General features: G+C 61.8%; 22 protein-coding genes, 1 tRNA gene and 1 pseudogene. 11 read left to right on the top strand and 13 right to left on the bottom strand.

All coding sequences use genetic code 11. The features are described from left to right. Window positions 1-55 precede the first annotated feature (55 nt). Window positions 56-502 (bottom strand): large conductance mechanosensitive channel protein MscL, encoded by a 447-nt coding sequence (gene mscL / locus ELS24_RS00875; RefSeq protein ID WP_050448905.1) that lies wholly within the window; start codon window positions 500-502, stop codon window positions 56-58. A 140-nt stretch (window positions 503-642) separates the two neighbouring features. Here mscL and petA point away from each other — a divergent pair. The 5 genes and pseudogenes from petA (at window position 643) to ELS24_RS00850 (ending at window position 4862) form a co-directional block, all read left to right on the top strand. Further along, window positions 643-1283: pseudogene (gene petA, locus ELS24_RS00870) on the top strand (ubiquinol-cytochrome c reductase iron-sulfur subunit). Window positions 1284-1356: 73 nt separating this feature from the next. After that, window positions 1357-2745 carry a cytochrome b gene (locus ELS24_RS00865; RefSeq protein ID WP_050448903.1) on the top strand — a complete coding sequence of 463 codons (1389 nt, stop codon included), beginning with the start codon at window positions 1357-1359 and terminating at the stop codon, window positions 2743-2745. A 23-nt stretch (window positions 2746-2768) separates the two neighbouring features. After that, window positions 2769-3629, top strand: coding sequence for a cytochrome c1 (locus ELS24_RS00860; RefSeq protein WP_050448902.1), 861 nt, complete (start codon window positions 2769-2771; stop codon window positions 3627-3629). Between the two features lie 152 nt (window positions 3630-3781). Continuing rightward, window positions 3782-4393, top strand: coding sequence for a glutathione S-transferase N-terminal domain-containing protein (locus ELS24_RS00855; protein WP_050448901.1), 612 nt, complete (start codon window positions 3782-3784; stop codon window positions 4391-4393). Window positions 4394-4406: 13 nt separating this feature from the next. Next, window positions 4407-4862 (top strand): ClpXP protease specificity-enhancing factor, encoded by a 456-nt coding sequence (locus tag ELS24_RS00850; protein WP_050448900.1) that lies wholly within the window; start codon window positions 4407-4409, stop codon window positions 4860-4862. Between the two features lie 70 nt (window positions 4863-4932). Here the strand turns inward: ELS24_RS00850 and iolB are convergent, their stop codons facing one another. The 7 genes from iolB to ELS24_RS00815 are packed head-to-tail and all read right to left on the bottom strand — an operon-like array spanning window position 4933 to window position 13532. Then, window positions 4933-5730: a 5-deoxy-glucuronate isomerase gene (gene iolB / locus ELS24_RS00845; protein WP_127183140.1), complete on the bottom strand. Its 798-nt coding sequence runs from the start codon at window positions 5728-5730 to the stop codon at window positions 4933-4935. Further along, window positions 5727-6665, bottom strand: a complete 939-nt coding sequence (gene iolE / locus ELS24_RS00840) for a myo-inosose-2 dehydratase (protein ID WP_240669413.1) — start codon at window positions 6663-6665, stop codon at window positions 5727-5729. Before iolE ends, iolB begins: the two co-directional genes overlap by 4 nt. A 13-nt stretch (window positions 6666-6678) precedes the next feature. Then, a complete protein-coding gene (gene iolD / locus ELS24_RS00835; RefSeq protein ID WP_127183138.1) occupies window positions 6679-8541 on the bottom strand; it encodes a 3D-(3,5/4)-trihydroxycyclohexane-1,2-dione acylhydrolase (decyclizing) in 1863 nt (620 codons plus the stop codon). After that, window positions 8538-10535: a bifunctional 5-dehydro-2-deoxygluconokinase/5-dehydro-2-deoxyphosphogluconate aldolase gene (locus ELS24_RS00830; RefSeq protein WP_127183137.1), complete on the bottom strand. Its 1998-nt coding sequence runs from the start codon at window positions 10533-10535 to the stop codon at window positions 8538-8540. The genes iolD and ELS24_RS00830 overlap by 4 nt, the downstream gene beginning before the upstream one ends. Window positions 10536-10542: 7 nt before the next feature. Continuing rightward, window positions 10543-11328: an ATP-binding cassette domain-containing protein gene (locus ELS24_RS00825; protein WP_127183136.1), complete on the bottom strand. Its 786-nt coding sequence runs from the start codon at window positions 11326-11328 to the stop codon at window positions 10543-10545. Window positions 11329-11339: 11 nt separating this feature from the next. After that, complete coding sequence (locus tag ELS24_RS00820; protein WP_127183135.1) at window positions 11340-12476, bottom strand: ABC transporter permease; 1137 nt, start codon at window positions 12474-12476, stop codon at window positions 11340-11342. A 15-nt stretch (window positions 12477-12491) separates the two neighbouring features. Beyond that, window positions 12492-13532, bottom strand: coding sequence for a sugar ABC transporter substrate-binding protein (locus ELS24_RS00815; RefSeq protein WP_127183134.1), 1041 nt, complete (start codon window positions 13530-13532; stop codon window positions 12492-12494). 221 nt (window positions 13533-13753) lie between these two features. On the opposite strand from ELS24_RS00815, the gene ELS24_RS00810 reads away from it, so the two are divergent. The 4 genes from ELS24_RS00810 to ELS24_RS00795 all read left to right on the top strand — a co-directional run bounded on the left by ELS24_RS00810 (window position 13754) and on the right by ELS24_RS00795 (window position 16877). Continuing rightward, the gene (locus tag ELS24_RS00810) at window positions 13754-14650 is read left to right on the top strand and encodes a MurR/RpiR family transcriptional regulator (protein WP_127183133.1); all 897 of its coding nucleotides are present in this window, start codon (window positions 13754-13756) and stop codon (window positions 14648-14650) included. A gap of 21 nt (window positions 14651-14671) precedes the next feature. Then, window positions 14672-15655, top strand: coding sequence for an inositol 2-dehydrogenase (gene iolG, locus ELS24_RS00805; RefSeq protein WP_127183132.1), 984 nt, complete (start codon window positions 14672-14674; stop codon window positions 15653-15655). Window positions 15656-15666: 11 nt separating this feature from the next. Next, window positions 15667-16701 carry a Gfo/Idh/MocA family oxidoreductase gene (locus ELS24_RS00800; RefSeq protein WP_127183131.1) on the top strand — a complete coding sequence of 345 codons (1035 nt, stop codon included), beginning with the start codon at window positions 15667-15669 and terminating at the stop codon, window positions 16699-16701. 100 nt (window positions 16702-16801) lie between these two features. After that, window positions 16802-16877, top strand: a tRNA-Thr gene (locus tag ELS24_RS00795). Window positions 16878-17483: 606 nt separating this feature from the next. On the opposite strand, the gene ELS24_RS00790 is transcribed toward ELS24_RS00795, so the two are convergent. From ELS24_RS00790 to ELS24_RS00780, 3 genes are all read right to left on the bottom strand, one after another. Continuing rightward, window positions 17484-18236, bottom strand: a complete 753-nt coding sequence (locus ELS24_RS00790) for a DUF1828 domain-containing protein (RefSeq protein ID WP_127183130.1) — start codon at window positions 18234-18236, stop codon at window positions 17484-17486. Further along, on the bottom strand, window positions 18236-18697 hold the full coding sequence (locus ELS24_RS00785; protein WP_127183129.1) for a hypothetical protein: 462 nt from the start codon (window positions 18695-18697) through the stop codon (window positions 18236-18238). The genes ELS24_RS00790 and ELS24_RS00785 overlap by 1 nt, the downstream gene beginning before the upstream one ends. Before the next feature lie 111 nt (window positions 18698-18808). Then, on the bottom strand, window positions 18809-19051 hold the full coding sequence (locus ELS24_RS00780; RefSeq protein WP_127183128.1) for a hypothetical protein: 243 nt from the start codon (window positions 19049-19051) through the stop codon (window positions 18809-18811). 392 nt (window positions 19052-19443) lie between these two features. On the opposite strand from ELS24_RS00780, the gene ELS24_RS00775 reads away from it, so the two are divergent. Further along, window positions 19444-20792, top strand: a protein-coding gene (locus tag ELS24_RS00775; protein WP_428839675.1) for an IS3 family transposase whose coding sequence is annotated in 2 segments (ribosomal slippage) — window positions 19444-19891 and window positions 19891-20792 — 1350 coding nt in all. Because the reading frame shifts where the segments join, the coding sequence is not laid out codon by codon here. 344 nt (window positions 20793-21136) lie between these two features. After that, window positions 21137-21343 (top strand): sulfatase, encoded by a 207-nt coding sequence (locus ELS24_RS00770; RefSeq protein ID WP_127183126.1) that lies wholly within the window; start codon window positions 21137-21139, stop codon window positions 21341-21343. A 73-nt stretch (window positions 21344-21416) separates the two neighbouring features. Here the strand turns inward: ELS24_RS00770 and ELS24_RS00765 are convergent, their stop codons facing one another. Together ELS24_RS00765 and ELS24_RS00760 are read right to left on the bottom strand one after the other, a co-directional pair. Beyond that, window positions 21417-22805, bottom strand: a complete 1389-nt coding sequence (locus ELS24_RS00765; protein WP_127183125.1) for a GntP family permease — start codon at window positions 22803-22805, stop codon at window positions 21417-21419. A gap of 139 nt (window positions 22806-22944) precedes the next feature. Beyond that, complete coding sequence (locus tag ELS24_RS00760) at window positions 22945-23910, bottom strand: Bug family tripartite tricarboxylate transporter substrate binding protein (RefSeq protein ID WP_127183124.1); 966 nt, start codon at window positions 23908-23910, stop codon at window positions 22945-22947. Window positions 23911-23918 lie beyond the last annotated feature (8 nt).

The raw sequence follows: 23918 nt of genomic DNA, 5'->3' as shown, positions 1-23918 counted from the left end.
CGCAACACCAGCAGCAAGCCCCCGACGCGTGTGCCGCGCGGGGCATTCCGGGGTTTTATTTCTTGAGCAGGTCGCGGATTTCGCGCAGCAGCGCCACGTCTTCCGGCGTTGCGGCCGGTGCGGCCGGTGCTTCCTCGGCCTTGGTGCGGGCCTTGTAGATGGCTTTGACCATCCAGAAAATCACGAACGCCAACAACACGAAGTTGATGAGGATCGTCACGAAATTACCCCAGGCGAACACGGAGGCGCCCGCTTTGGTGAGGTCGGCATACGTCATCGGGCCGTTGTAGCCGGCAGGCATCGACAGTACAAAGAATTTGTTCGAAAAATCGACTGCGCCCCCCAGGATGAAATTGACCAAGGGCATGATGATGTCTTTCACCATCGAATCGACGATTCGGCCGAACGCCGCGCCGATAATCACACCAACCGCCAGGTCGATCGCGTTGCCTTTTACAGCGAAATCTCGGAATTCTTTGACGAAACCAGTCTTTTTGCTCATAAAAGCACTCCCATCGTGATACGCCCTTGAGTGGGCTGGCGCTATAATACGCGGTTGCTATGTTGTTACATATTCCCGCGAACCCGATGCCGCAGAAGTGATGCTACTCGTAGAGCGGGCGCATCAACAAGGATAGGAAGATGAGTCAGGATACGCTGGTGCACGATGATGACGGTGCGGTTGATCCCAACCTGCCACCTGATCCTTCGCGACGTTTCTGGGTTACCACCGCCTGTGCTGTGGGTGGCGTAGCAGGTGTCGCAACGGCAGTGCCGCTTGTGAGCACATTTTCTCCCTCTGAAAAGGCCCGCGCGGCCGGGGCCCCCGTTGAAGTGGATATCGGCGATATACCCGTCGGCACCATGAAAACCGTGGAATGGCGTGGGAAGCCGGTGTGGATCATGCACCGTTCTCCCGAACAGCTCGCCGCCCTCAAGACGCTTGACCCCTTGCTGGCCGACCCGGAATCCGAGCGGCCTGGCTTCACTCCCGAATATGCCAAGAACGAAGTTCGCTCGCGCAAGCCCGAGATCTTCGTTTGCGTCGGCATCTGTACTCACTTGGGCTGCTCGCCCACCTCGCACTTCGAAACAGGCGGGGGGGCGGCATGGGCGCCAATTGGCAAGGCGGATTCCTCTGCCCCTGCCACGGCTCCACGTTCGACCTGGCTGGCCGGGTCTACAAGAACAAGCCTGCTCCCGATAATCTCGAAGTTCCGCCGTACCAGTATCTGAGCGATACCCGCATCATTGTGGGCGTCGATGAAGACAACAAGGCCTGACGCTCGCGTCGCGCTTTTTTCCCGATTACGTAAGTAAAACAAATACGCCACGTATTAGAGAAGGAGCCGTTACATGGCTGGCGAGAAAACCGTCGAGACAACAGGCCTGTTGGGGTGGCTGGACCGGCGTTTTCCGGTGACATCCACCTGGAAAGCCCATCTGTCCGAGTACTACGCACCAAAGAATTTCAACTTCTGGTATTTCTTTGGCTCTCTGGCCTTATTGGTCCTGGTGCTGCAGATCGTGACCGGTATTTTCCTGGTCATGCATTACAAGCCGGACGCCGAACGCGCGTTCCAATCCGTTGAATACATCATGCGCGAGGTCCCCTGGGGCTGGCTCGTGCGCTACATGCATTCCACCGGCGCGTCGATGTTCTTCGTCGTCGTCTACCTGCACATGTTGCGCGGGCTGCTATACGGTTCCTACCGCAAGCCGCGCGAGCTCGTGTGGATCTTCGGCGTGGCGATTTTCCTCTGTCTGATGGCGGAAGCCTTCTTCGGTTACCTGCTGCCGTGGGGCCAGATGTCGTATTGGGGCGCCCAGGTGATCGTGAACCTGTTCGCCGCCATTCCGTTCATCGGCCCCGAACTGTCCATCTGGATCCGCGGCGACTACGTCGTGTCGGACGCCACCTTGAACCGCTTCTTCGCCTTCCACGTCATCGCGATTCCGCTGGTGCTCGTGGGCCTGGTCGCGGCTCACCTGGTGGCGCTGCACGAAGTCGGCTCGAACAACCCGGACGGCATCGAAATCAAGCAGGGCCCGAAAGACAAGTACGGCCGCCCCAAGGATGGCATTCCGTTCCACCCGTTCTATTCCGTGCATGACCTGATGGGCGTGGCGGGCTTCTTGCTCGTGTTCGCGTTCATCGTGTTCTTCGCGCCGGAAATGGGCGGCTACTTCCTCGAGTTCAACAACTTCATTCCCGCTGACTCGCTGAAGACGCCGCCGCACATCGCGCCGGTCTGGTACTTCACCCCGTTCTATTCGATGCTGCGCGCCACTACCGACGAATTCACGTGGGTGCTGGCGGGTGCCTCGGTGCTGGGCGCCATCGCGTTGCTCGTCAAGAGCAACCTGCGCGGCATCCTGCGCATTGCCATCCCCGGCATCCTGATCGTCGTGGCCGTGCTGCTGCGCGTGATCGACGCCAAGTTCTGGGGCGTGGTGGCCATGGGTGGTACGGTCGTGATCCTGTTCTTCCTGCCCTGGCTAGACCATTCCCCGGTCAAGTCGATCCGCTACCGCCCCACCTGGCACAAGTGGATCTACGGCATCTTCATGGTCAACTTCCTGGTGCTCGGCTACATCGGTACGCAGCCGCCCAGTCCGCCGTTGAACATCACGTCGCAAATTGGCACGCTGCTGTACCTGGCATTTTTCTTCCTGATGCCGGTCTGGAGCCGCCTTGGCACCTTCAAGCAAGTGCCCGAGCGCGTTACGTTCCACGCCCACTGAGCCCACCAGATAACGGATTAACCATGATCAAGAAGCTGATTGGTGCCGTGGCCTTGATGCTCACGTGTACCACCGCATTTGCCGCCGAGGGCGGTTTCCCGCTGGACAAGGCGCCGTACCGCGTCAACGACATGTCGTCGCTGCAAAACGGCGCCAAGCTGTTCGTCAACTACTGCCTGAACTGTCATAGCGCGTCGTCGATGCGCTACAACAAGCTCAAGGACATTGGCCTGACCGACCAGCAAATCAAGGAAAGCCTGCTGTTCACCGGCGAAAAGGTCGGCGACATGATGCATATCGCCATGACGCCCCAGGACGCCAAGAAGTGGTTTGGCACGACGCCCCCGGATTTATCCGTGATCGCCCGGGCCAAATCGGTCAACGCCGGCCCGTCCGGCGCAGACTACATCTACACCTACCTGCGCACCTTCTACCGCGACACGTCGCGCGCCACGGGCTGGAACAACCTGGTTTTCCCGTCCGTGGGCATGCCGCACGCCCTCTGGGAACGCCAGGGTCCGCGCGAGCTGACGACCGTGGCCATGCATGAAGTGGAAGCCAAGGATGCCAAGGAAGGCGCACCCAAAAACTGGGAACGCATCACGACGGTGTACGATGCTCAAGGTTTTTCCACGGTCAAGGCCGAACCGGTAGCTGATTACCACGGCCATGCCACCTTTGATGCCAAATTTAAGGCCGCCAACCCGGCCCAAGTCGCAACATACGACAACGACGTCGCAGACCTGACCGCATTCATGTCCTGGATGGCCGAGCCCGTCCAGACATTGCGCGTCCGTATCGGCGTCGGCGTCATGTTGTTCCTGCTGTTGTTCTTCCTGGTTACGTGGCGCTTGAACGCCTCGTACTGGAAACACGTGCGCTAACCGCAACGCCCCGCCAGGCATGCAAGCCGCTACCTCATTAATAAGGGACGGCAACGGAGGATAGGGCCGTACGCCTATCCCGCCTGGCAATCGGGGCCAGCGCCTGCTAGATTTAGGCGCTGGCCTTTCGTTTTTCATAAAGGACTTTCACCATGATGGTGCTCTATTCCGGAACCACGTGTCCGTTTTCGCAACGCTGCCGCTTCGTGTTGTTCGAAAAGGGTATGGACTTCGAGATCCGTGACATCGACCTGTACAACAAACCCGAAGACATCGCGGTGATGAACCCGTACGGTCAAGTGCCCATCCTGGTTGAGCGCGACCTGATCCTGTACGAATCCAACATCATCAACGAGTACATCGACGAGCGCTTCCCGCATCCGCAACTGATGCCGGCGGATCCCGTCATGCGCGCCCGCACCCGCCTGTTCCTGTACAACTTCGAGAAAGAACTGTTTGTTCACGTCTCGACGCTGGAAGACCGCAGCACCAAGCCCGACGAGAAGAAGCTGGCCAACGCGCGCCAGAACATTCGCGACCGCCTGGCCCAGTTGGCCCCGATGCTGCTGAAGAACAAGTACATGCTGGGCGAAGAATTCTCGATGCTCGACGTGGCCGTGGCTCCGTTGCTGTGGCGCCTGGATCACTACGGCATCGAACTCCCCAAGAACGCGGCTCCGCTGCAAAAGTACGCCGAACGCATCTTCTCGCGCCCGGCCTACATCGAAGCGCTGACGCCTTCGGAAAAAGTAATGCGTCGTTAAGGCTGGCAGTGTGATGGGTGAAACCTCGACCAAACCGTATCTGATCCGCGCACTGCATGAATGGTGCACCGACAACGGCTACACGCCGTACATCACCGTGCAGGTCGATGAGCACACCATGGTGCCCGTCGCGCATGTCCGTGACGGTCAGATCACACTGAACGTCGGCACGCTGGCCACCAACCGCCTGGTGCTGGGCAACGAATTCATTGAATTCCAAGCCCGCTTCAGCGGCGTGACCGAAAACGTCTATGTTCCCGTCGGCGCCGTCAGCGCCGTCTACGCGCGCGAAACCGGCGCGGGCATGGGCTTCGAAGTGCAGCCCTATGAACCGCCGGAAGCAGGCGCACAGGGCACGGCGGACCCCGCTGCCCTGGAAGGCGTTGAAGCCCAGGCCGACGCCACGCAAGGCGACGACGGCGGCAACGACGACGAACCCAAGCGCCCGCGCCTGACGATCGTCAAGTAGTGTGCGTGACACAAAGACGGCGTGCCTGGCACGCCGTCTTTGCTTTTCCGGCTTACTCAATTCAAGCGCCTCACGCTGAAGCCTGAAGTATCCACTCGTGCCTGGGGTCGTTGCGAAACGCCCATTCGCGTCGCGGACCCGCCATCGTGTTCAGGTAGTAGAGATCGTAGCCATGGGGCGCGACGCAAGGATGGTAGCCGCGCGGCACCGTCACAACATCGTGATCTTCCACGGCCATGGCTTCGTCCAGACTGCGATCATCGGTGTACACGCGCTGAAATGCGAACCCTTGCGGTGGGTTCAAGCGGTGGTAGTACGTCTCTTCCAACTGCGTTTCGCCTGCTTCCGCCGTGTCGTGCTTATGCGGCGGGTAGCTTGATGCATGCCCCGCGGGCGTGATCACTTCAACCACCAGCAGGCGCTCGGCCACGTCGCCTTCAGGCAGAATGTCGCATACATGCCGCGCATTGCTGCCTTGCCCGCGAACGCTGCGTTGCATCGACATCGGCTCAATCACGCGCGGCGCATGGCGCCCTAGCGCAGGGGCAAAACAAAGTCCCAACTCGACATTCGTGATCGCGCGTATCGACACGCCCCGGCCAGGCGGCACGTAGACGGCATAGGGCGACACCGGATCAAACACGGACATGCGGCTACCCAGCGCCCGATAGCGGTGCGCGCCGACGCTCACATCCACTTCGCCCGCCAGCACGACAACGCAGCATTCGCGCGCGTCCGTACTGAATAGCTCCTCTTCGTCCTGCAGCATGCGCAACGCGCGAAACCCCACATGCTTCCAGCCCGCGCTGGCGGGCGTGACTTCCACGATCTGCCTGCCGCTTGCGCTGGCCTTGATCAATAAACTCATGCCTGATCTCCCTGAAGGTCAGCCACAATGGCGGACAAGGTTTGATAGCCCAGCTTGGCATATTGGTAGGACGGCGCCACGGCGGGATCCTGCTCAGCCTCAACCACCAGCCAGCCCTGATACCCCGCGTTGTGCAATACCGCCAAGACCGCGTGAAAATCGATGCAGCCGTCGCCTGGAACGGTGAACACGCCGTTCATCACCGCATCCAGGAAGGACCAGCCCTCGTTGCGAACCGCTCTTGCGATCCGGGGCCGTACATCCTTGCAATGCACGTGCACGACACGCTGCGCGTGCCGGGCCAATTGCGCCACGACGTCGGTGTCCAGCCCCGCGACGGCACCCGCCAGATAGCAATGCCCCGTGTCGAATAGCAAACCCACGTTCTTGTCCGTGACCGCCATCAGCCGGTCGACGTCGTCGGCGGTTTCAACGTAGGCGCCCATGTGATGGTGATAGGCCAGGGTCAGGCCGTAGCGCGCTCTCAAGTGCTCGCCATAGGCGTTCAAACGCTTGCCATAGTCGCTCCAGGATGCGTCGCTGCGCCAGCGCGGCCGCTTGGCCAGTGGAGTGCCGCGCCGCCCCTGGATCGAATCGGCAACCTCGCCATAGACCACCACGTTGCAACCCTGCGCCTGCAGCTTTTCCATGTGCGCCGCGCCATCGCGGATCTCGGCATCCACGCCCTGATGAGCGAGTCGGCCCGAGTACCAGCCAGATACGCAGGCCACGCCATACTCAGCCAACACAGCCTTCAACGCCTGCGACGACTGGGGAAACTTGTTGCCCAGCTCGAAACCCGCGTAGCCGATTCGCGCACCTTCGGACAAGGCCGTTGCAAGCGGCGTGTCGCCGCCTAGCGAAGGCAGGTCGTCGTTGCTCCACGAAATGGGGTTGACGCCTATGCGTACCTTCCAAGCAGACTCTCTGTTCACGATGCCGGTTCCTTCAAAGTGCCTGTCGGCGTTTGTCCGCGACGTAGGCCGCATGCGCCGTTTGCGCTTGAACGCGGTCAGACACTTCCGGCACGGCCACGTCCCACCAGCAGCCGCCGTCCGACGTCGTGTGTGAGGCCGACGTATCAATGACCAACACCGTGGTGTGTTGACGGCTGCGCGCCTCGCGCAAGCGCAGTACGAGTTCGGCAACATCAGCGACGTGCTCGGCATGCGCGCCAAGGCTGCGGGCGTGCGCCGCAAAGTCGATGCGGGGCGCGATGCCCGCGGGTGCGACGCAGTCGTCCAACAAGTTGTTGTAGTTTTCGCCGCCGCAAGCGTGCTGTAGGCGGTTGATGCATCCAAAGCCACGGTTATCGAGCACCACGATGATCAGCTTGCACCCCAACATGACCGACGTGGCAATCTCGGAGTTCATCATCAGGTAGGAACCGTCGCCCACCATCACGATGACTTCCTTGTCGGGCTGGGCCAGCTTCACGCCCAGGCCACCCGCGATTTCATATCCCATGCAGGAATAGCCGTACTCCACGTGGTAGCCGCCCGGCCGGCTGCTGCGCCACAGCTTGTGCAGTTCAGCGGGTAGCGTCCCCGCGGCGCACACGACAATGTCATGGCTCGCCGACGCCGCATCGGAAGATTGCACCGCGCCGATCACGTCGGCCTCATAGGGCAGGCCATCCGGCGCCGCCGTGGTCAATGCCAGGACCCGTTCGCGCCATTGTGTCCCAAGCCGCCGGGCTTTCTCCGTCCAATCCGCATCGGCGCGCCAACCGGTCAGCGCGTTGCCCAACTGCGCCAACGCCAGCGCCGCGTCCGCCACCAGCGCCTGCCCACGTCGCTTGCCAGCGTCCAGCGCCTGCACGTTGATCGACAGCAACAGCGTATTGCCGAACAGGGAGTTCGATCCGGTTGTGAAATCCTGCAAGCGCGAGCCCACGCCGATGATCAGGTCAGCGCGCGCGGCCAGGGCGTTCGACGCTGGGGAACCGGTAACGCCGATGGCGCCCAGATTCATGGGATGGTCCCAGGCCAGCGTGCCCTTGCCGGCCTGCGTCTCGGCCACGGGTACGCCATACGCCTTGGCAAACGCGGACAGCGCCTCCGAAGCCTGAGCGTAGAGCGCGCCGCCGCCCACCACCAACAACGGTCGGCGCGCGGCACGGACGGCCACTACCGCGCGCCGAAGTGCATCCTCGTCGGGAGGAGGACGCAGAAAATGCAGGGGCGCGGGCTGTAGAAATTCAAGCGGGCAATCAAACGCCTGCGTCTGCACATCTTGTGGCAAGGCCAGCGTGACCGGACCGCACAGCGCGGGATCAGTCAGCACCTGAATCGCGCGCGGCAACGCAGTCAGGATCTGCTCGGGCCTGACGAGGCGGTCGAAGTATCGCGATACGGGCCGGAACACGTCATTGGCCGTCGTGTCGCCATCGCCGAAGGGTTCAAGCTGCTGCAGCACCGGGTCGGGCGCGCGTGAGGCGAAGGTGTCGCCCGGCAGCAGCAGGACCGGCAAGCGATTGACGTGCGCAAGCGCCGCGGCGGTGACCATGTTGGTGGCGCCGGGGCCGATGGACGTTGTGGCCGCCATGATGCGCCGGCGCATGTGCGCCTTGGCATAGGCGATGGCCGCGTGCGCCATCGCCTGCTCGTTGTGGGCACGCAGGACGGGCAAGGCATCGCGCGACTCTGCCAATGCCTGACCCATGCCCGCCACATTGCCATGACCAAAGATTGCCCACACGCCGCCCAGGTAGGGCGTAAGCGTGCCGTCCGGTTCTTGGACCCGCAACGCGGCCAGATAGCGCGTAAGCGCTTGGGCCGTCGTCAGGCGCAGGGTTTGGCGGGGGCTCATGACGCGGCCCTTTCGGCGGGCGCGGATACGATGTCGGCGCGGGCCGCGACCGTCCGGTGGGTGTCGGAACGGCTCGCTTGCCAGCCGGTGATCAGGCTGCGAAAGCTCGCGGCAACCCGATCGACCAATTCCGCATCGGCGATATCTGCGCGCAACCAGGCCGCGGCGGGTTCGCTCCAGACGCTGCGGCCGATCATGAAGCCCTTCACCACCCGTGCCCGCGCTTGGGCAAAGCCCTGCAATAGCGTGGGCACCGGCTGGTTCAAGCCCAGGATGACCGCCCCCCAGCAATGCGGGTCGCGTTGCGTCACCAACTGATCCAGCGCGTCCCAGGATTCGGCCTCCATCATGCCCAGCTTCCACCATTCCGGCCGGATATCCAGGTTGTACAAGCGCCGTACCGAACGCAGCACGGCATCATCGGCGGCTTCGCCGAAAAGCATGTCGTCTGGGGGAATGATTTCCAGCAGCAGTTCATGGCCGCTATGGCGCGTGGCCTCCCAGACATGCCGCAGTTGGTCTTCCTGCGCAACGCGCAAATCCGCGTCGTCATCGGGGTGGTACTGCACCAGGCATTTCACCACCTGTTCGCGCGGCCACTGCTGCAAACGAGAAGCCAGCGACCGGGCGCCCTCGAAGCGCAACGGGCGCGAGCCCGGCAGTTCGATGGGTCGGCCTACCCACCAACCCCGGCCGGTCGACGCGTGCAGGCTTTGTTCGCCATAGACGTCGTCAATCAGCACCCCGATACGACCTTGCATGCCGGGCGCCTGGGCCACCACATCCACCGCCTGCACGATCAGGCGCTTGAGCGCCGCGATATCCGCATCGGACCGGCCATGGCTTGCCGCCAACTCGTGGAACTGCGAACGATGATCGAACGCCAGCACATAGAGTTCGCGCCATTCGGGACGCGGCGTGGTCACTCGGTGCAGATGCGACAGCATGACGTCAGCGTCCGGCTGCCGGGATTTATTCCCCGACAACCAGTAGCGCAGTTCGGCTTGCGTGGGCATGGCGGGCGCGCAGCCGTGCCGCGACACCACGATGGCGCCGCATGCGTTCGCCATGCGCGCCGACTCCTCCCAGCCCTGTCCACGCAACAGGCCCGCCATCAAGCCCGCGGCAAAGGCGTCCCCCGCCCCCAGTACATTCAAAACCCGCACGTCTTCACCCACGACCGTGAGTGCGTCCTCGATTCGTTCGGGCACGTCACCCGGCACAATGGCGCATCCGTGGGGGCCAAGCTTGATCACGAGCACGGCCTCGCTGTGGGCGCGCACCGTCCGCAACGACGCCATCAGGTCCGTGGGCACGCCGCCGGCGATCAGGAATTCTTCTTCGGTGCCGATGATCAAGTCAAAATGGCCCAGCAAGGCCTGCAACCGCGCGCTGACTTCCGCATCGGGCACATAGCGGCGCTCTCCGTCGCCTTGCTCCACCAAGCCCCACAGCACCGGGCGGAAATCGATATCCAGCACCCGCGTCACGCGATGTTGCGCCGCCAGTTCCAACGCTCGCAGCGAGGCCTGGCGCACACCCACGGTGCTCAGATGCGTACCCGTGACCAGCAACGCCCGGCATTGCGCAATGAAGGCCGCGTCGATATCTTCAGCGTCCATGGCCATGTCGGCGCAGTTTTCACGATAGAACAGCAGCGGGAACGTGTCGCGGTCCTTGATGCCAAGCAGCACCAGTCCCGTCAGCCGTTGCGGATCTTGCCGTACCTGGCTGACATCGCAACCCTCGGCCTGCAACGCGCCAAGTAGAAAGCGGCCCATCTGCTCGTTGCCCACGCGCGAAATCATGGCGGACTTCAGGCCCAGGCGGGCCGCGCCGGAAGCGATATTGGCGGATGAGCCGCCCAGGTACTTCGCAAAGCTCGAGACCTCTTCCAGCGCGCATCCAATCTGCTGCGCATACAAATCCACGGCCAGACGACCCAGGCAGGCCAGGTCAAAACGGCGGCCCTCGGGAAAGCAAAGTTGTTTCATGGCACCCTCAGACGATCACGCCTTCAAGATCACGCATCAGAGCCTTCATCTCGGCCCCCCCCGCCATCATGTCCAGCACCTCTTCCTTGGAGATGTCGTCTTTTCGGTAGGTGCCCAAGGATCGGCCCCGGTTCAACAGCGTGAAACGATCTGCCACGGGGTAGGCGTGGTTGACGTTGTGCGTGATGAAAATGACGGCGATGCCGCGTTGGCGTGCCGTGGCGATCAGCTTGAGCACGTTGGCCGATTGCTTGACGCCCAGCGCCGCGGTGGGCTCATCCAGAATCAGCACCCGGGCGCCGAAGTGCATGGCGCGCGCGATCGCCAGGCATTGCTTTTCACCGCCCGACAGGGTACCGACAGCCTGCTGGGGATCGCGTACCCGAATGCCCATTTCGCCCAGCTTCTCGCGGGCGGTGCTGGCAGCCTCGCGATGATCCATGACCGGCAATACGCCCAGCCATCGGCGCGTGGGTTCACGGCCCATGAAGAAATTGCGCGCGATGCTCATCAAGGGCACCAGCGCCAGATCCTGGTACACCGTGGCGATGCCGGCGTTCAGCGCATCACGCGGCGACGTAAAGCGCGCGGGCTTGCCGTCCAGGAAATAGCGCCCTTCATCCGGCGGATGCACGCCCGCCAGCGTCTTGATCAACGTCGACTTGCCGGCGCCGTTATCGCCCAGAAGGCAGTGCACTTCACCGGCACGCAATTGAAAGGTCACCCCGTGCAACGCAATAACCGAGCCGAACGTCTTGCGTATGCTTTCAAGTTCAATGATGGGTGCGCTCATGGTGGGCTCCTTCAATGCCTGGCCACGGCGACGCGGCGGCGCACGATGCTATTGAAGACCACCGCCAGCAACAGCATGATGCCCAGGAAAACGCGGTACCAGTTGTTGTCGATGCTGGTGTAGCCGATGCCGATCTGCACGACGCCGAAGATCAGCGCGCCGAACGCCGCCCCAACGACGGAGCCAAACCCGCCCGTCAACAAGCATCCACCGATGACGGCGGCGATGATGGCTTCAAACTCTTTTTGCAGACCTCGATCCGCCGCGGCCGAGCCGGCGTCCACCACTTGCAGGACCGCGAACAAGGCGGAGCAGAGGGCCATGATCATGAACAGGATGAGCTTCACCCGCGCAACGGGGATGCCCATATTCTTGGCCGCCGCGGCGTGCCCGCCGGCCGCCAGCACCGCGTTGCCAAACCGCGTGCGGGCCAGCACGAAGGCGCCGATGGCCGCCAGGCCCAGCCACCAAGCCACGACCTTGGGCAGGCCGATCGCCAGCGCGCCGCCTCCTTCGCGCGCATCGATCCATCCCATTGCCGCCAGACCGTCGAACAGGCCGGTCAGCAGATAGCCCTGGAAGAGCACCTGCATGACCCAGTCGGATTCCAGCAGGTCGCGCAAGATCAGGGGGCCGTTGGCGCTGATGATGGTCTTGCCGGTGAATAGCGTGGACAAGGCCAGCGTCAACCCGCGCAGGATGTAATAGAACGCCAAGGTGACGATGAAGGAAGGCAGGCCGGTGCGGATGACCAGATACCCGTTGAGCGCGCCGATGGCGATGCACAGGCCGAACATGAACAGGCACGCCAGCCAGGGCGGCCAGCCCCAGTACAGCGTGGGTATCGCCAGGCCCATGCCCGCGAAGCCGATCATCGAACCGATGGACAGGTCGAATTCACCACCGATCATCAGCAAGGCCGCGCCGGTGGCAAGAATGCCGATGAAGGCGGCCACCGTGGCCCAGTTGACGATGCCTTCGGCGCTGAACATGCCGGAGCCGCCGGCGACCAGGCCGAACACCAGGAAGACCGCCACCGTTCCAGATACCGACGCCGCTTCCGGTCTACCCAGCAGGCGCTGCGGCCATGCCAGCGATTGCACGCGCTCGTCGGGCGACGACGGCATCACTGCCGAGCCTTCTGTCATGTCGTGCTCCTTCGCTTAGCGATACTGACCGGCGTATTTCTCCACCTTGGAAAGATTTTCCTGGGTGATGAAGCCCGGCCCCGAGCTGATGTGGCGCGGTCCGTACACAGGCGTCAGTCCGTATTCCTCGAAGCGCGCGACGGCCTTCGCGTTGGCTTTCAGCGCGGCTTGAAAAGACTCGGCCGGCGCGGCGCCGCGCGCGCGATCCGCCTTCATCGCCACCATGACGGCCACGGGGATGTAGCCCTGCAGAAAAGGTTGCTGATCGATGGCGAACTGCACCGTGCCGGCCTTGATGGCGCGAGCGAGCTCGTCGGACAGGTCGAACGAGGCAAACCAGATTTTGTTTGTCAGCCCGGCCTTTTCCAGCAGGCGCAAGGTGGGGCCTGCCGCATCCGGACCCAGGGCAAGAATGCCCTGGGTGTCGGGGTGCTGGCGCAGGTACGCGGACACCTTGGATTCCACCGCACTGGGATCCACGCCCCCGGTATCAAGCGTGCTGGCCCGGAAATCCGCACCGATGGCATCGGCAAAACCCTTGCAACGTTCAAAGGACACCGGGTTGGTGGCGTAGTGGTTCACGCATAGAAAGCGTTCTACGCCGGCCGCCTTCGCGCGCAGGCCCGCTGCGTGGCCGGCGTCGTACTCGGGCTGGCCCACATGCATGATGGCGCCCAACTGCTCGGACTGTTCGGCCGACCCGGAATTGATGGTGATCAGCGGGATGCGCTTGGCCCGAACCTTTTCCAACGCGCGCTGCAACACGTTGAAGTCGGCAATGGTGACCATCACCCCGTCATAGTTGGCGGCGGCCGCCTGTTCGATCAGGCGCGCCATTTCCGCGATATCGCCGGTGGCGGGATTGCGGTAGTCCACCTGCACCCCGTAGTCCTCGCCCGCCTGCTTGAGCGAATTCTTGATGACGTTCCACCAGGAATCGGAATCGGGCGCGTGGCTGATCAAGACGTATTTGTCGGCCATTGCTGGCATGGCGCCCAGCAGCAGAGCGCTGAACAACAAGGCGCGCAGTGTGAATTTGAATCGCGGGTGCGTCATCTGTCTTCTCCGTGCGGCGTTGCGGCAGGGCGGCGGGCTTGTGTCGTCAAGCCCTTGCCGTTCCAGCGTCTGGCCGATCAATGTGCAGGGATCATAGGCCGGAATGGAATTTAATTTGTGAGAGTAAACCCTATGGAAATAATTTTCTAAATATTCCTATGGATTCCTATAATTCGTTCGATCCGCCCCCGATACCGAGTCTTCCCAATAGCCGAGCCGCCATGCCGAAATCCGCCACCAAGACCGCCCCCTACGCCACCGTCGCGCAATTTCTTGGCGATATCTCGCATCAGTACCCGGGCCTGAGCCGTCAGCTCAAAGCGGTGGGCAGATACATCGAGCAAAACCGCGACCACGTCGCCCTGGACCGCATCCAGGACATGGCCGAGCGTTGCCAGGCGCAGCCGTCGGCGATCGTGCGCTTCGCCAAGCATTTCGGGTTTTCCGGGTTCTCGGACATGCAGCAACTGTTTCGCGATGGCATGGCGCAGCAGATTGCGCCGGGCCGCAGCTACCAGGACCGGATTCGTGACCTGATCGAGTCCGCGCCCGCAGACCTTTCGCTGTCGACCTTGTCGCACGAGGTCATCGGCGGCGGCATCGCCAGCCTGGAAGCCTTGTCACGCGATCTGGATCCCAAGGCTTTCGATGCGGCGGTAAGCCTGCTTGAAGAGACGCCCGCCGTGTGGGTGGTGGCGTCGCGGCGCTCGTTTCCGGTGGGCGCGTATCTGGCCTATGCGCTGCAGCACACCCGCAAGACGGTGCATTGGATGAGCGGATTGGGCCACATGCAAGAAGGCCAGCTACGCAGCTTGGGCGCGGGCGATGTGATGATCGCCATCTCCTTTATTCCCTATGCCGACGAAACGGTTGCCACCGTGACGGAAGCGGTGGCGCGCGGCGCGCGCGTCATCGCGATTTCCGACAGCCAGATGAGCCCCATCGCGCGCGTGGCCAGCGCCACCCTGGTCGTGCAGGAAAGCTCCACCTTCGGTTTCCGATCCCTGACCAGCACCATGAGCCTGGTGCAGTCGTTGTTCATCGCGCTGGCCTACAAACTGGAATTGAAGTTTGACGCCAGCGAAACCGGCGCCGCGCAAGCGCGCGCCAGACCCTGACCCCTTTGCGGAGGCTGCAGCATGAAAGTCGCACTCTTCGGCGCCGGACGTATCGGTGCTATCCACGCCGCCAACCTGGCCGCCATGCCGGGCCTGACACTGGCGACGGTGTGCGACCCCGCCACCGGCTTGGCGGACGCACTGGCGCACAAGCACGGCGCACGCCGGGCAAGCGAGCAAGACGCCTTGAACGACCCCGACATAGACGCCGTGCTGATCTGCTCGTCCACCGACACGCACAGCGACCTGATCCTGCGCGCCGCACACGCCGGCAAACACATCTTTTGCGAGAAACCGGTGGACCTGTCCACCGAGCGCGCCATCCGCTGCCAGGACGCCGTGGCCGCGGCAAATGTGCGCTGCATGATGGGCTTCCAACGCCGCTTTGACCCTACCTTCGCCTCTGCCCGCGATCGCTTGCAGCGCGGCGCGATCGGCACGCCGGAGATGCTGATCATCACCAGCCGCGATCCCAGTGCACCCAGCCAGGCTTATCTGCGCCAATCGGGCGGCATGTTTCGCGACATGCTGATCCACGACTTCGACGTCTTTCGCTGGCTGCTAGGAGAAGAGGCAACGATGATCCATGCAAGCGGCTCGTGCCTGACGGACCCGCGCATTGCGGACGCCGGCGACATCGATTCCGCCGCCGTGACGCTGCGCACGGCCAGCGGCAAACTCTGCCAGATCAACGCGTCGCGCCGGGCCGCCTATGGCTACGATCAGCGCTTCGAAATCCTGGGTTCCGACGGCATGCTGGCCTGCGGCAACCATCGCCCCACCGAGGTCGAGCACTGGACGGCGGCGGGACTTGTTCGCGACGTACCCGAGCCATTCTTCCTGCAACGCTACGGGCAAGCCTACCGGCTGGAGCTGGACCATTTCTTCACGCAATTGCGCTCGGGCGGCGCGCTGGGCACCACGATCGCCGATGGCGTCGCCGCGCAACGGCTCGCGGATGCCGCCACCCAATCCCTGTCCAGCGGCCAGCCGGTCGCACTTTGAGAGGCGCCACCATGAGCACTGCAAGCGCACCCTTGCGCGTCGGTATCGCCGGCATGGGCCGGCTTGGGCGACGACACGCGGAAAACCTGGCGTTTCATACGCCTGACTGCATCTTGGCTGCTGCGTGCAGTCCGGTCGAAACCGAGCTCGCCTACGCGCAAGCCAAGCTGGGCGTCCGCAAGACATACCGCGATTTCAATGCCTTCTTGCAAGATCCCGACCTTGACGCCATCGTGCTGGTCACCCCCACGTCCCTGCATGCCGACCAGGCCATCGCCGCGCTGCAGGCAGGCAAGCACGTCTTCATCGAAAAGCCCTTGGCGCTTGATGTGGCGGATTGTCTGCGGGTGGAGGCCGCCGCATCGGAACGCCCCGACCTGATCGCCATGGTGGGCTTCGTCAGGCGTTTCGACCCCAGCCACGCCCACGCCTTCGACAGCGTCCGGCAAGGCGACATCGGCCGGCCCTTCCTGGTGCGCTCGCAAACCTGCGACCGCCTTGACCCGGACGGCGGCTTCCTCGCCTTCGCGCCCACCTCGGGTGGCATCTTCATGGATTGCAGCGTGCATGACGTCGATCTGGCGCGCTGGATGCTGGGCAATCCCAAGGCCACGCGCGCGTTCGCCAGCGGCACCATTGCGGTTCATGATGAACTGGCCGCCATGGGTGACGTGGACAACGGGCTGGCCATCGTTGAATTCGAGGGTGGCGCCCGCGCCGTGTTCTATGCGTCGCGCACATTCGCGCACGGACACGAGCAACACACCGAAATCATCGGCACAGAGGGCAAGCTATTGATCGGACAGGGCGCACCCCGCGACCACGTTGTGCGCAGTGACGAGCACGGCGTGCGGCATCAGGCGACGGCCGATTTCTTCGAGCGCTTCTCCGATGCCTTTCGTCATGAGCTGACGGCTTTCGTAAACGCCTGCCGCATGGGCGGCGCCTCGCCGCTGTCGCTCCAAGACGCCACCGAAGCCACGCGTATTGCCCGTGCCATCACGGCATCGCTGCATCACGGCCAGCCGCAAAAGATTCCGCGATAAAGGAGGACGGCGGACCCGTTTTCCCCCTGGGGGATGCTGGCCTTACAAACGCCGCAATATTCATTACAATGCAGTCCCTGCGCGTGCCCCGGCACGCCGTGCCGGTGTAGCTCAGTTGGTAGAGCAGCTCACTTGTAATGAGAAGGTCGAGGGTTCGATTCCTTTCACCGGCACCAATGAAATCAATGCGCTAGGCCGATTCCTTATGGATCGGCCTTTTTTGTTTGCGTAATTTGGCGCAATTGTTTCGGCCAAACGGCCGTCAAGCTTGTCCAATGCAGCATGGATGTAATCGCCATCTTGGTTTGCGTAGCGCGCCACCATGGCTAGGGTAAGCGCCCCGCGAACACGTTTTGGGCGCAGCCACTGTCTCCGATAGTCCTTACCACTTTTAAGTGGGCATCCTTCCGAAGACTGAATTAGCGTCGGTGCCTAAGCGCCAGTCTTATCCGAGGGCGAGAAGGCATAGATCGTACCAGTACAGTCAACCGAGGATATTTATTTCTGAGAACCAAATCCGCGCCAGGGCGATCGGGCGTTCGAGCTGGCTGTCCGCGAGATTCGCGAGCTGCCGTGGGTGGCATTTGAGGGATTCGGACGTGGTGAAGTGGGATAGTAGCGGTGGCTACAGACTGTTGAAATATGGTTAGTTGATGCTATGAATGGCACACGGCGAATGCGTAAGTTCCCATGTGCTCCGAACCGCCTGGGTATCTATTGGCAAATGCGAGCGGCCAACAAAAAAGCCACCCGGAGGTGGCTCTTTAAGACACTTGAGATTCCTAGTTGATCGAACTATGCACGCTGGCCAGATGCTCTAGCTTGCTCATCATTAGGACACCCGCCACCGCGCCCAGAACTGCGCCTTCACTTTTGGCTTGATCTGGCTGGGCGCGGTCATCGAGGACAACCGTTAGCGAGATGTTCTGGTTGAAAGGAGCACTAATGACATCGACCATCTTTTTCAATGCCGCACTCACCGAAAGGGGGTGAGGCGAAATCGCGATGACTATGTCGCTACCTTGCTGGAAATCGAACCGGTAGGCGTGGCCGGATATCCCGGTAAATTCCGGTCCTTCCACCAGTTCGTCAGCCGGCTTCCAAGCCTTCAGGCACATAGCTACTTCCTCGATGAAAAAGGATATGTCTGTGGATGTGCCTTGTTGCTCGCGCTCCCAGCTAACCAGCCCCAATACAGTGGCCATGTACTTAGCAAAGGCCATGTTTGCCTGCGCTTCTGGCGCCCAGACTTCAAGTTCACCGTCCTCGTTGAACGTCGCGCCGTTGTGTTGGGCAATCGTTTTGAGGAATCGGGTCTTTCTGCCGGAATCCAACGACAGACCCCGGCCTAAGAAATGCATGACCACCCCGCCGTCGTCGAAGAATCGGACATGCCCCGGCACCTTCTCGATGTACACGGGGACGCCGTCACCATCTTCGAAGGTGAACGGGGTGGAAATCATCGCTAAGCTTCCCTCATCGTTGAGAGGGAAGCAGGTAAGCCCGAGGATGTCTTGTATCTTGTCGCAGATCATTATTGCCCCTTCAGTCGGAGCTCTTCCGGGTGCGGAACCGGAGGAACGAACGTGATGTTCGTTCTGGCGCAGAAGTACGCCAAGACTTCATCATAAGACCATTTTGCCCAGGAATCATCCCCCAGGTTACGTTCGTTGCCAAAATGCTCATGAGGCATTTGGTGCTGATCGCGCACCGGCTTGGGCCATTGCATGACGTCTAGCTGGTAGACCCGCTCCAAGCCCTTCGGCAACACTCTACGGAAGACGGAGAAGACATACTGCGCGACATTCGTCTTACTGGAGCGCCGGAATCTGAGCTCGACAATTAGTTTCGCGCTCCGTCCGTTTGCATCGAGTAGACCGCAGCTCATGCTGAGAAGGCCCTTCAATTCGTTGCCTGGAAGCCAGTCAGGGCAATCTTCACATGTCAATGGCAATGAGAGCATCTCGTACGCTTCTGCAGCCGTAACGTTGTTCACTACAGTCCCTTATCTTGTTCTTCTGAGGCTGGGGGAGGGGCGCTCAGATTTATGAATACAAGCTCCATTCTGGAACATTCTCCGATACACATGCCGACTGCAAAAGGTTGCTCAGGACTTGAAAGGCCATCGGATGAGGCCGTCGTCGCCCTTGGGATTCTCTGAAAATCCTGCCGTCACCCAGGCGATGGCTTGAATGATGATGTAAGCGACAACACCAAATACCGAGGATGCGTAGACGCCAACATGGTCAGGGTAAGAGAGCGCAGCTATCCAAATGAACGCGGCGAGCGCAACCCAAGCTGCTATTGATATGACTCTGACTACGCGGCGCATGCCTACATAAACGATCATGGGTGCATTCCTGGACGTCTTTGTATGTCGCCATGTACGGTTTCCTGCCACGCTTTTGCTATGACCTTACCCGCTGTCCCGACTCATCATCGCGCAGACGCGCGCCCGTTCGAAGCATAGATGCTACTCGAAAAGGCCTAGTGTCCAGCCCCCTTCGGTCGCCCGGGCAGCGCATGACATACACGCAGATTTCTGAATATGGGGGTACTCCTGGGGTGAGCATTCATTTTTAAGTTCTATTCTCCAGAATTGGCGCGGCCTCCAACAACAATACGATTCCTTTCACCGCACAAAACCGCAGTTCAAAATATCGCAAGATAGTATGAAAGCCCGCACCAGGTGAACTGACCCCCGAAAGTTGGACTTTGATCCATCCTTCGGGGGTTTTTTGCATGGCAAAGTACGACGAGCAGTTCAAGCTGGACGCTGTCCGGCGGTATCTGTCTGAACAGCATAGTTATGCGGAAGTGGCGCGGGAGGTCGGCGTGGACTATGCGTTGCTGCGGCGATGGGTGGCTGTCTACCAACTGCATGGACGGGCTGGTTTAGTCAGGCCGCGCAAGCGGTATTCGGCGCAATTCAAATTTGAGGTGTTGAAGCGCATCGAGCAGGACGGCTTGTCGGACAGGCAGGCTGTGGCGGTTTACAACTTGGGCGATTCCGGGACCATCGGCAAATGGCGTCGTGGGTATGATGAGGGCGGAATGGGCGCATTGGCGCCCAGACGTCGAGATAGCCCCGCCATGCCACACAAGTATCCACCCGAGCCAACAGCCAAGGACATGACAGAGAAGCAGTTGCGCGAAGAGAACGCGTACCTGCGAGCGGAGCTCGATTACCTAAAAAAACTCGATGCCTTGATCCAAGCGGAACGGACCGAAGCGCTGGTGAAAAAGCGCAAATGGTCCAAGGGTTGAGGCATCGTCATCCGCTGGCGCTATTGCTGAGAGCAGCCAAGCTGTCGCGCAGCACGTTCTATTACCACCTGAAGGCGCTTGGCGCCGTGGACCCGTACGCCGAGCTCAAGCAGCGCATCGACGCGGTCTATGCGCAGCACAAGGGCCGCTATGGTTACCGCCGGATCACGGCGGTGCTGCGCCAGGCAGGTGAGCTGGTGAATCACAAGACGGTGCAGAAGCTGATGCAGGCGCTGGGCTTGAAGTCGCTCGTGCGCGCCAAGAAGTACCGGTCATACCGAGGTCAGTCGCATCATGTGGCGGCCAACGTGTTGGCGCGTCGCTTCGAGGCCGAGCGTCCGAACGAGAAGTGGGTCACCGACGTGACCGAGTTCAACGTGCGTGGCGAGAAGCTGTACCTGTCGCCGGTGATGGACCTGTACAACGGCGAGATCGTGGCCTACGAGACCGCTCTGCGGCCGGTGTTCAAGCTCGTGGGCAGCATGCTGAAGAAGGCGCTGGCGCGGCTGCGGCCGACGGAGCGCCCCGTGCTGCACTCCGACCAGGGCTGGCAATACCAGCAGCCCATCTACCGGCGCATGCTGGCCGCCCGGTCCGTCACGCAGAGCATGTCACGCAAGGGCAACTGCCTGGACAATGCCGCCATGGAAAGCTTCTTCGGCACGCTCAAAGCAGAGTTCTTCCACCTCAACCGCTTCGAGAGCATCGAGCAGTTGCAGGCCGGCATCCGGCAGTACATCCATTACTACAATCACAACCGCATCAAGCTCAAGCTAAAAGGCCTGAGCCCGGTGCAATACCGAGCTCAGGCCTTCGGGCTTTAGTTGACCGTCCAACTTCTGGGGGTCAGTTCAAGGACTCGGGTTTTTTCTTGCAGAAATTGTAGGCATTCAACGAACCTACAGCGACCCTGAAATCGTCTGATTTCCAGGTTGCCCAGGCAGGGGAGCTGCTCATCGGCCATGCCCCGGACTACACTCATGCCTATTCCCTGGTTTGAAAAGGCTCGGCGGCGTGAATACCAATCACCTTCCGGGGGCCAAACAAAAACGCTTCTGGCAAAAAAAACCAAGAGGAATTCTGTTTAACGGCCCTCGCATTACCGTTGTGGAGATCGTTGGCGTTGGTACCAAGGCCATTAGCGACTTTGTCACGAAAAGGTATTGATATGAAGCCCATCACCGAACGACAAGCCGAGACTTTCGTCAAAGAGTCCAAGCTTATTTCGAAGCCGGGTGCGGTCATGAAAGTTCATGAGCTGACGCTTACCGACTTTGGGGTGCGCGCGATCACGAGCGGAAGCGCGGGCATTCGGCAGGGTGCGCGGGAAGATGCCGGGCCGCCCTCGCCGTTGCGGACGTCGGCTTCCGCGTAAAGCCAGAAAAGGAATCCCCTGTGGGCTTCCTTTTTTTACTGGGCAAATCTAACGCCGCCACACCCCGCCGCCCTCAACCCAACGCCGGCAGCATGTTGAACAGCAGCACCATGATCAAGCCTGCTACCGCCACGATCGATTGCACGACCGAAATCGTCTTGGTGGCTTCGCCCATCGTCATGCCGAACGACTCTTTCACCATCCAGAAGCCGGCGTGATTGGCGTAGTTGAAGAACAGCGAGCCGCAGCCGATCGACAGCGCCAGCAGCGGCAGGTTCAAGGTGGGGTCTGATCCTGCCAACGGCGCCAACAGGCCCGCCGCTCCCACGATGCCGACGGTGGCTGAACCGGTGGATACCGATAGCAGCATGGCGATCAGCCAGCCCAGAATCAACGGCGGAAACGCGAACTGATGCGTCAGGTGCACGATGGCGTCGCCCACCTTGGCGCTGGTCAGCACCTGCTGGAACGCGCCGCCGCCCGCGATGATCAACATGATGCCGGCGATGGGTTTCAGGCTTTTGCCCAGGCCGTCGCGCAGTTTTTCCGCGTCGCCGCCGCGCATGAACACCAGCGTCACGGCGGCGAACAACACGCCCAGCAGCATGGCGACCAGCGGGTTGCCCAGGAAAGCCGCCACGTGCATCAGGCTGGAATCCTTGGGCAGCAGCATCTCGGCCAGCGCGTGTACCAACATCAGCAGGGCGGGCAGCAAGGCCGCCAGGACACCCAGGCCGACGCTGGGTGGGGATGCACCGGAATCGCTTTCCTGGGTAGCGGTGAATTGTTCCAGCAGCGCTTCATCGGGGCGGGTCGTCATGCGCGGCGTGAGAAACGCGCCGTACAGCGGGCCACCCAGCACCATGGCGGGCAGGGCGGCAAGAAAGCCGTAGATCATCGTGGGGCCCACCGTGGTCTTCAAGGTGGCGATGGCGGTGAGCGGGCCGGGATGCGGCGGCACCATGCCGTGCATGGCGGCCAGCGCGGCAATGACCGGCACGCCCACGTAGATGTAGGCCGACCCCTTGAAGCGTTGCTGGCTTTCCAGTTTGCGCGCCACGCTGAAGATCAGCGGCAGCATCACCACCAGGCCCACTTCGAAGAACATGGGGATGCCGATGACGAACGCCACCAGCGTCATGGCCCACGGAATCATGCGCACGGACGTGCGCCGCAAGATGGCGTTGGCCAGACGCTCGGTGGTGCCCGAATCGGCCAGGATCTTGCCCAGCATGGCGCCAAGCGCGATGACCACGCCGACCGCGCCCAGCGTTTTGCCGGCGCCGTCGGTGAGGTTTTTCACGATGGCCGTGGGCGCCATGCCCGTGGCGAAGCCAACGCCGATCGACACGATCAATAGCGCCAGCAGAGGATGCATGCGTATGCGGGAAACGATTAGGGCGACCAGCACCAAGACGCTCACCAGGGCGGTGAGCAGCAACTGAATGTCGAACGAAGACATGGATGAATCCAGAAAAATCGAGAGAGGTCGCGAGCCTTCTGGTTGCCATGATAAGGGATCAGCCTGACGCGCATCGGTCACGCCGGAACTGCCGGACGAATGGGCAAATTCCGGCGTGTGCGCCAGGCGATTCAGCCGATCAATCCGGCTTGATGCCCGCCGCCTTGATGATGGCCACGTTGCGCTCCAGTTCGCGCTGCACCTTGGCGCGGAACGCGGCGGGGTCTTGGTAGGTGGCGTCAAAGCCCAGTTCCTGCAACCGGGCGCGCGTGTCGGGCTCGGCCATCACGGCCTGGATTTCCTTGGACATCTTGGTCACCACGGGCTCGGGCGTACCTTTGGGCATGACCACGCCGAACCAGGTCTGAAAGTCGTAGCCCGCCACGCCGCTTTCCGCCACGGTGGGCACGTCGGGCACCAGGGGCGAGCGCTCGCCGCCGGTCAACGCCACCGCGCGCACCTTGCCCGCCTTGATCTGCGGCAGGCCCGCCACCAGCGTGTCGATCGACAGCGGGATCTGGTTGCCGATCAGGTCCGTCATGGCGGGCGCGCTGCCGCGATAAGGCACATGCAGCAGCTTGGCGCCGGTGCGTTGGGCCAGCGATTCGCCGGCGATATGGGGCGTGGAGCCGTTGCCGAACGACCCGAAGCTAAGCGCCTGCGTGGGTGACTTGCTGGTGATGTCAGCCACCGTGCCGATACCGGTTTGCGGATTGGTCAGGATCACGAACGGCGTGCTGCCCGCCACGGCGACGTACTCGTAGCTCTTGACCGGGTCGTAGTTCAGGTTCGGATAGAGCAGCGGGTTCGACGTGAAGGTGGGCGCGCCCGTGATCAGCAAGGTGTAGCCGTCAGGCGCCGCGCGCGCCACGGCCACCGCGCCGATACTGGTGTTGGCGCCCGGCTTGTTCTCGATCACAACGGTCTGGCCCAGGCGCTCGCCCAGCTTGGCGGCAAACAGCCGGCCGATGACGTCGGTGGAGCCGCCAGGCGGGAACGGCACCACCATCGTGATCGGCTTGGACGGATACGTGTCGGCCGACGCCAGCAGCGGCGTGGCGGCCAGGGCGCATACGGCGAGTGCGCTTGAAACGGCTTTCTTCATGGATTTCC

Origin of the sequence: Achromobacter spanius (assembly GCF_003994415.1) — a bacterium.
Classification (GTDB): Bacteria; Pseudomonadota; Gammaproteobacteria; order Burkholderiales; family Burkholderiaceae_B; genus Achromobacter; species Achromobacter spanius_C.
The sequence above is the reverse complement of the archived record's forward strand: the minus strand, read 5'-3'. Positions and strand labels throughout refer to the sequence as shown.

What these genes read in the sequence shown, in the direction of transcription:
- mscL (WP_050448905.1), bottom strand. Translation starts at nt 502, where the DNA reads ATGAGCAAAAAGACTGGTTTCGTCAAAGAATTCCGAGATTTCGCTGTA.
- ELS24_RS00865 (WP_050448903.1), top strand. Translation starts at nt 1,357, where the DNA reads ATGGCTGGCGAGAAAACCGTCGAGACAACAGGCCTGTTGGGGTGGCTG.
- ELS24_RS00860 (WP_050448902.1), top strand. Translation starts at nt 2,769, where the DNA reads ATGATCAAGAAGCTGATTGGTGCCGTGGCCTTGATGCTCACGTGTACC.
- ELS24_RS00855 (WP_050448901.1), top strand. Translation starts at nt 3,782, where the DNA reads ATGATGGTGCTCTATTCCGGAACCACGTGTCCGTTTTCGCAACGCTGC.
- ELS24_RS00850 (WP_050448900.1), top strand. Translation starts at nt 4,407, where the DNA reads ATGGGTGAAACCTCGACCAAACCGTATCTGATCCGCGCACTGCATGAA.
- iolB (WP_127183140.1), bottom strand. Translation starts at nt 5,730, where the DNA reads ATGAGTTTATTGATCAAGGCCAGCGCAAGCGGCAGGCAGATCGTGGAA.
- iolD (WP_127183138.1), bottom strand. Translation starts at nt 8,541, where the DNA reads ATGAGCCCCCGCCAAACCCTGCGCCTGACGACGGCCCAAGCGCTTACG.
- ELS24_RS00830 (WP_127183137.1), bottom strand. Translation starts at nt 10,535, where the DNA reads ATGAAACAACTTTGCTTTCCCGAGGGCCGCCGTTTTGACCTGGCCTGC.
- ELS24_RS00825 (WP_127183136.1), bottom strand. Translation starts at nt 11,328, where the DNA reads ATGAGCGCACCCATCATTGAACTTGAAAGCATACGCAAGACGTTCGGC.
- ELS24_RS00820 (WP_127183135.1), bottom strand. Translation starts at nt 12,476, where the DNA reads ATGACAGAAGGCTCGGCAGTGATGCCGTCGTCGCCCGACGAGCGCGTG.
- ELS24_RS00815 (WP_127183134.1), bottom strand. Translation starts at nt 13,532, where the DNA reads ATGACGCACCCGCGATTCAAATTCACACTGCGCGCCTTGTTGTTCAGC.
- ELS24_RS00810 (WP_127183133.1), top strand. Translation starts at nt 13,754, where the DNA reads ATGCCGAAATCCGCCACCAAGACCGCCCCCTACGCCACCGTCGCGCAA.
- iolG (WP_127183132.1), top strand. Translation starts at nt 14,672, where the DNA reads ATGAAAGTCGCACTCTTCGGCGCCGGACGTATCGGTGCTATCCACGCC.
- ELS24_RS00800 (WP_127183131.1), top strand. Translation starts at nt 15,667, where the DNA reads ATGAGCACTGCAAGCGCACCCTTGCGCGTCGGTATCGCCGGCATGGGC.
- ELS24_RS00790 (WP_127183130.1), bottom strand. Translation starts at nt 18,236, where the DNA reads ATGATCTGCGACAAGATACAAGACATCCTCGGGCTTACCTGCTTCCCT.
- ELS24_RS00780 (WP_127183128.1), bottom strand. Translation starts at nt 19,051, where the DNA reads ATGATCGTTTATGTAGGCATGCGCCGCGTAGTCAGAGTCATATCAATA.
- ELS24_RS00770 (WP_127183126.1), top strand. Translation starts at nt 21,137, where the DNA reads ATGAAGCCCATCACCGAACGACAAGCCGAGACTTTCGTCAAAGAGTCC.
- ELS24_RS00765 (WP_127183125.1), bottom strand. Translation starts at nt 22,805, where the DNA reads ATGTCTTCGTTCGACATTCAGTTGCTGCTCACCGCCCTGGTGAGCGTC.
- ELS24_RS00760 (WP_127183124.1), bottom strand. Translation starts at nt 23,910, where the DNA reads ATGAAGAAAGCCGTTTCAAGCGCACTCGCCGTATGCGCCCTGGCCGCC.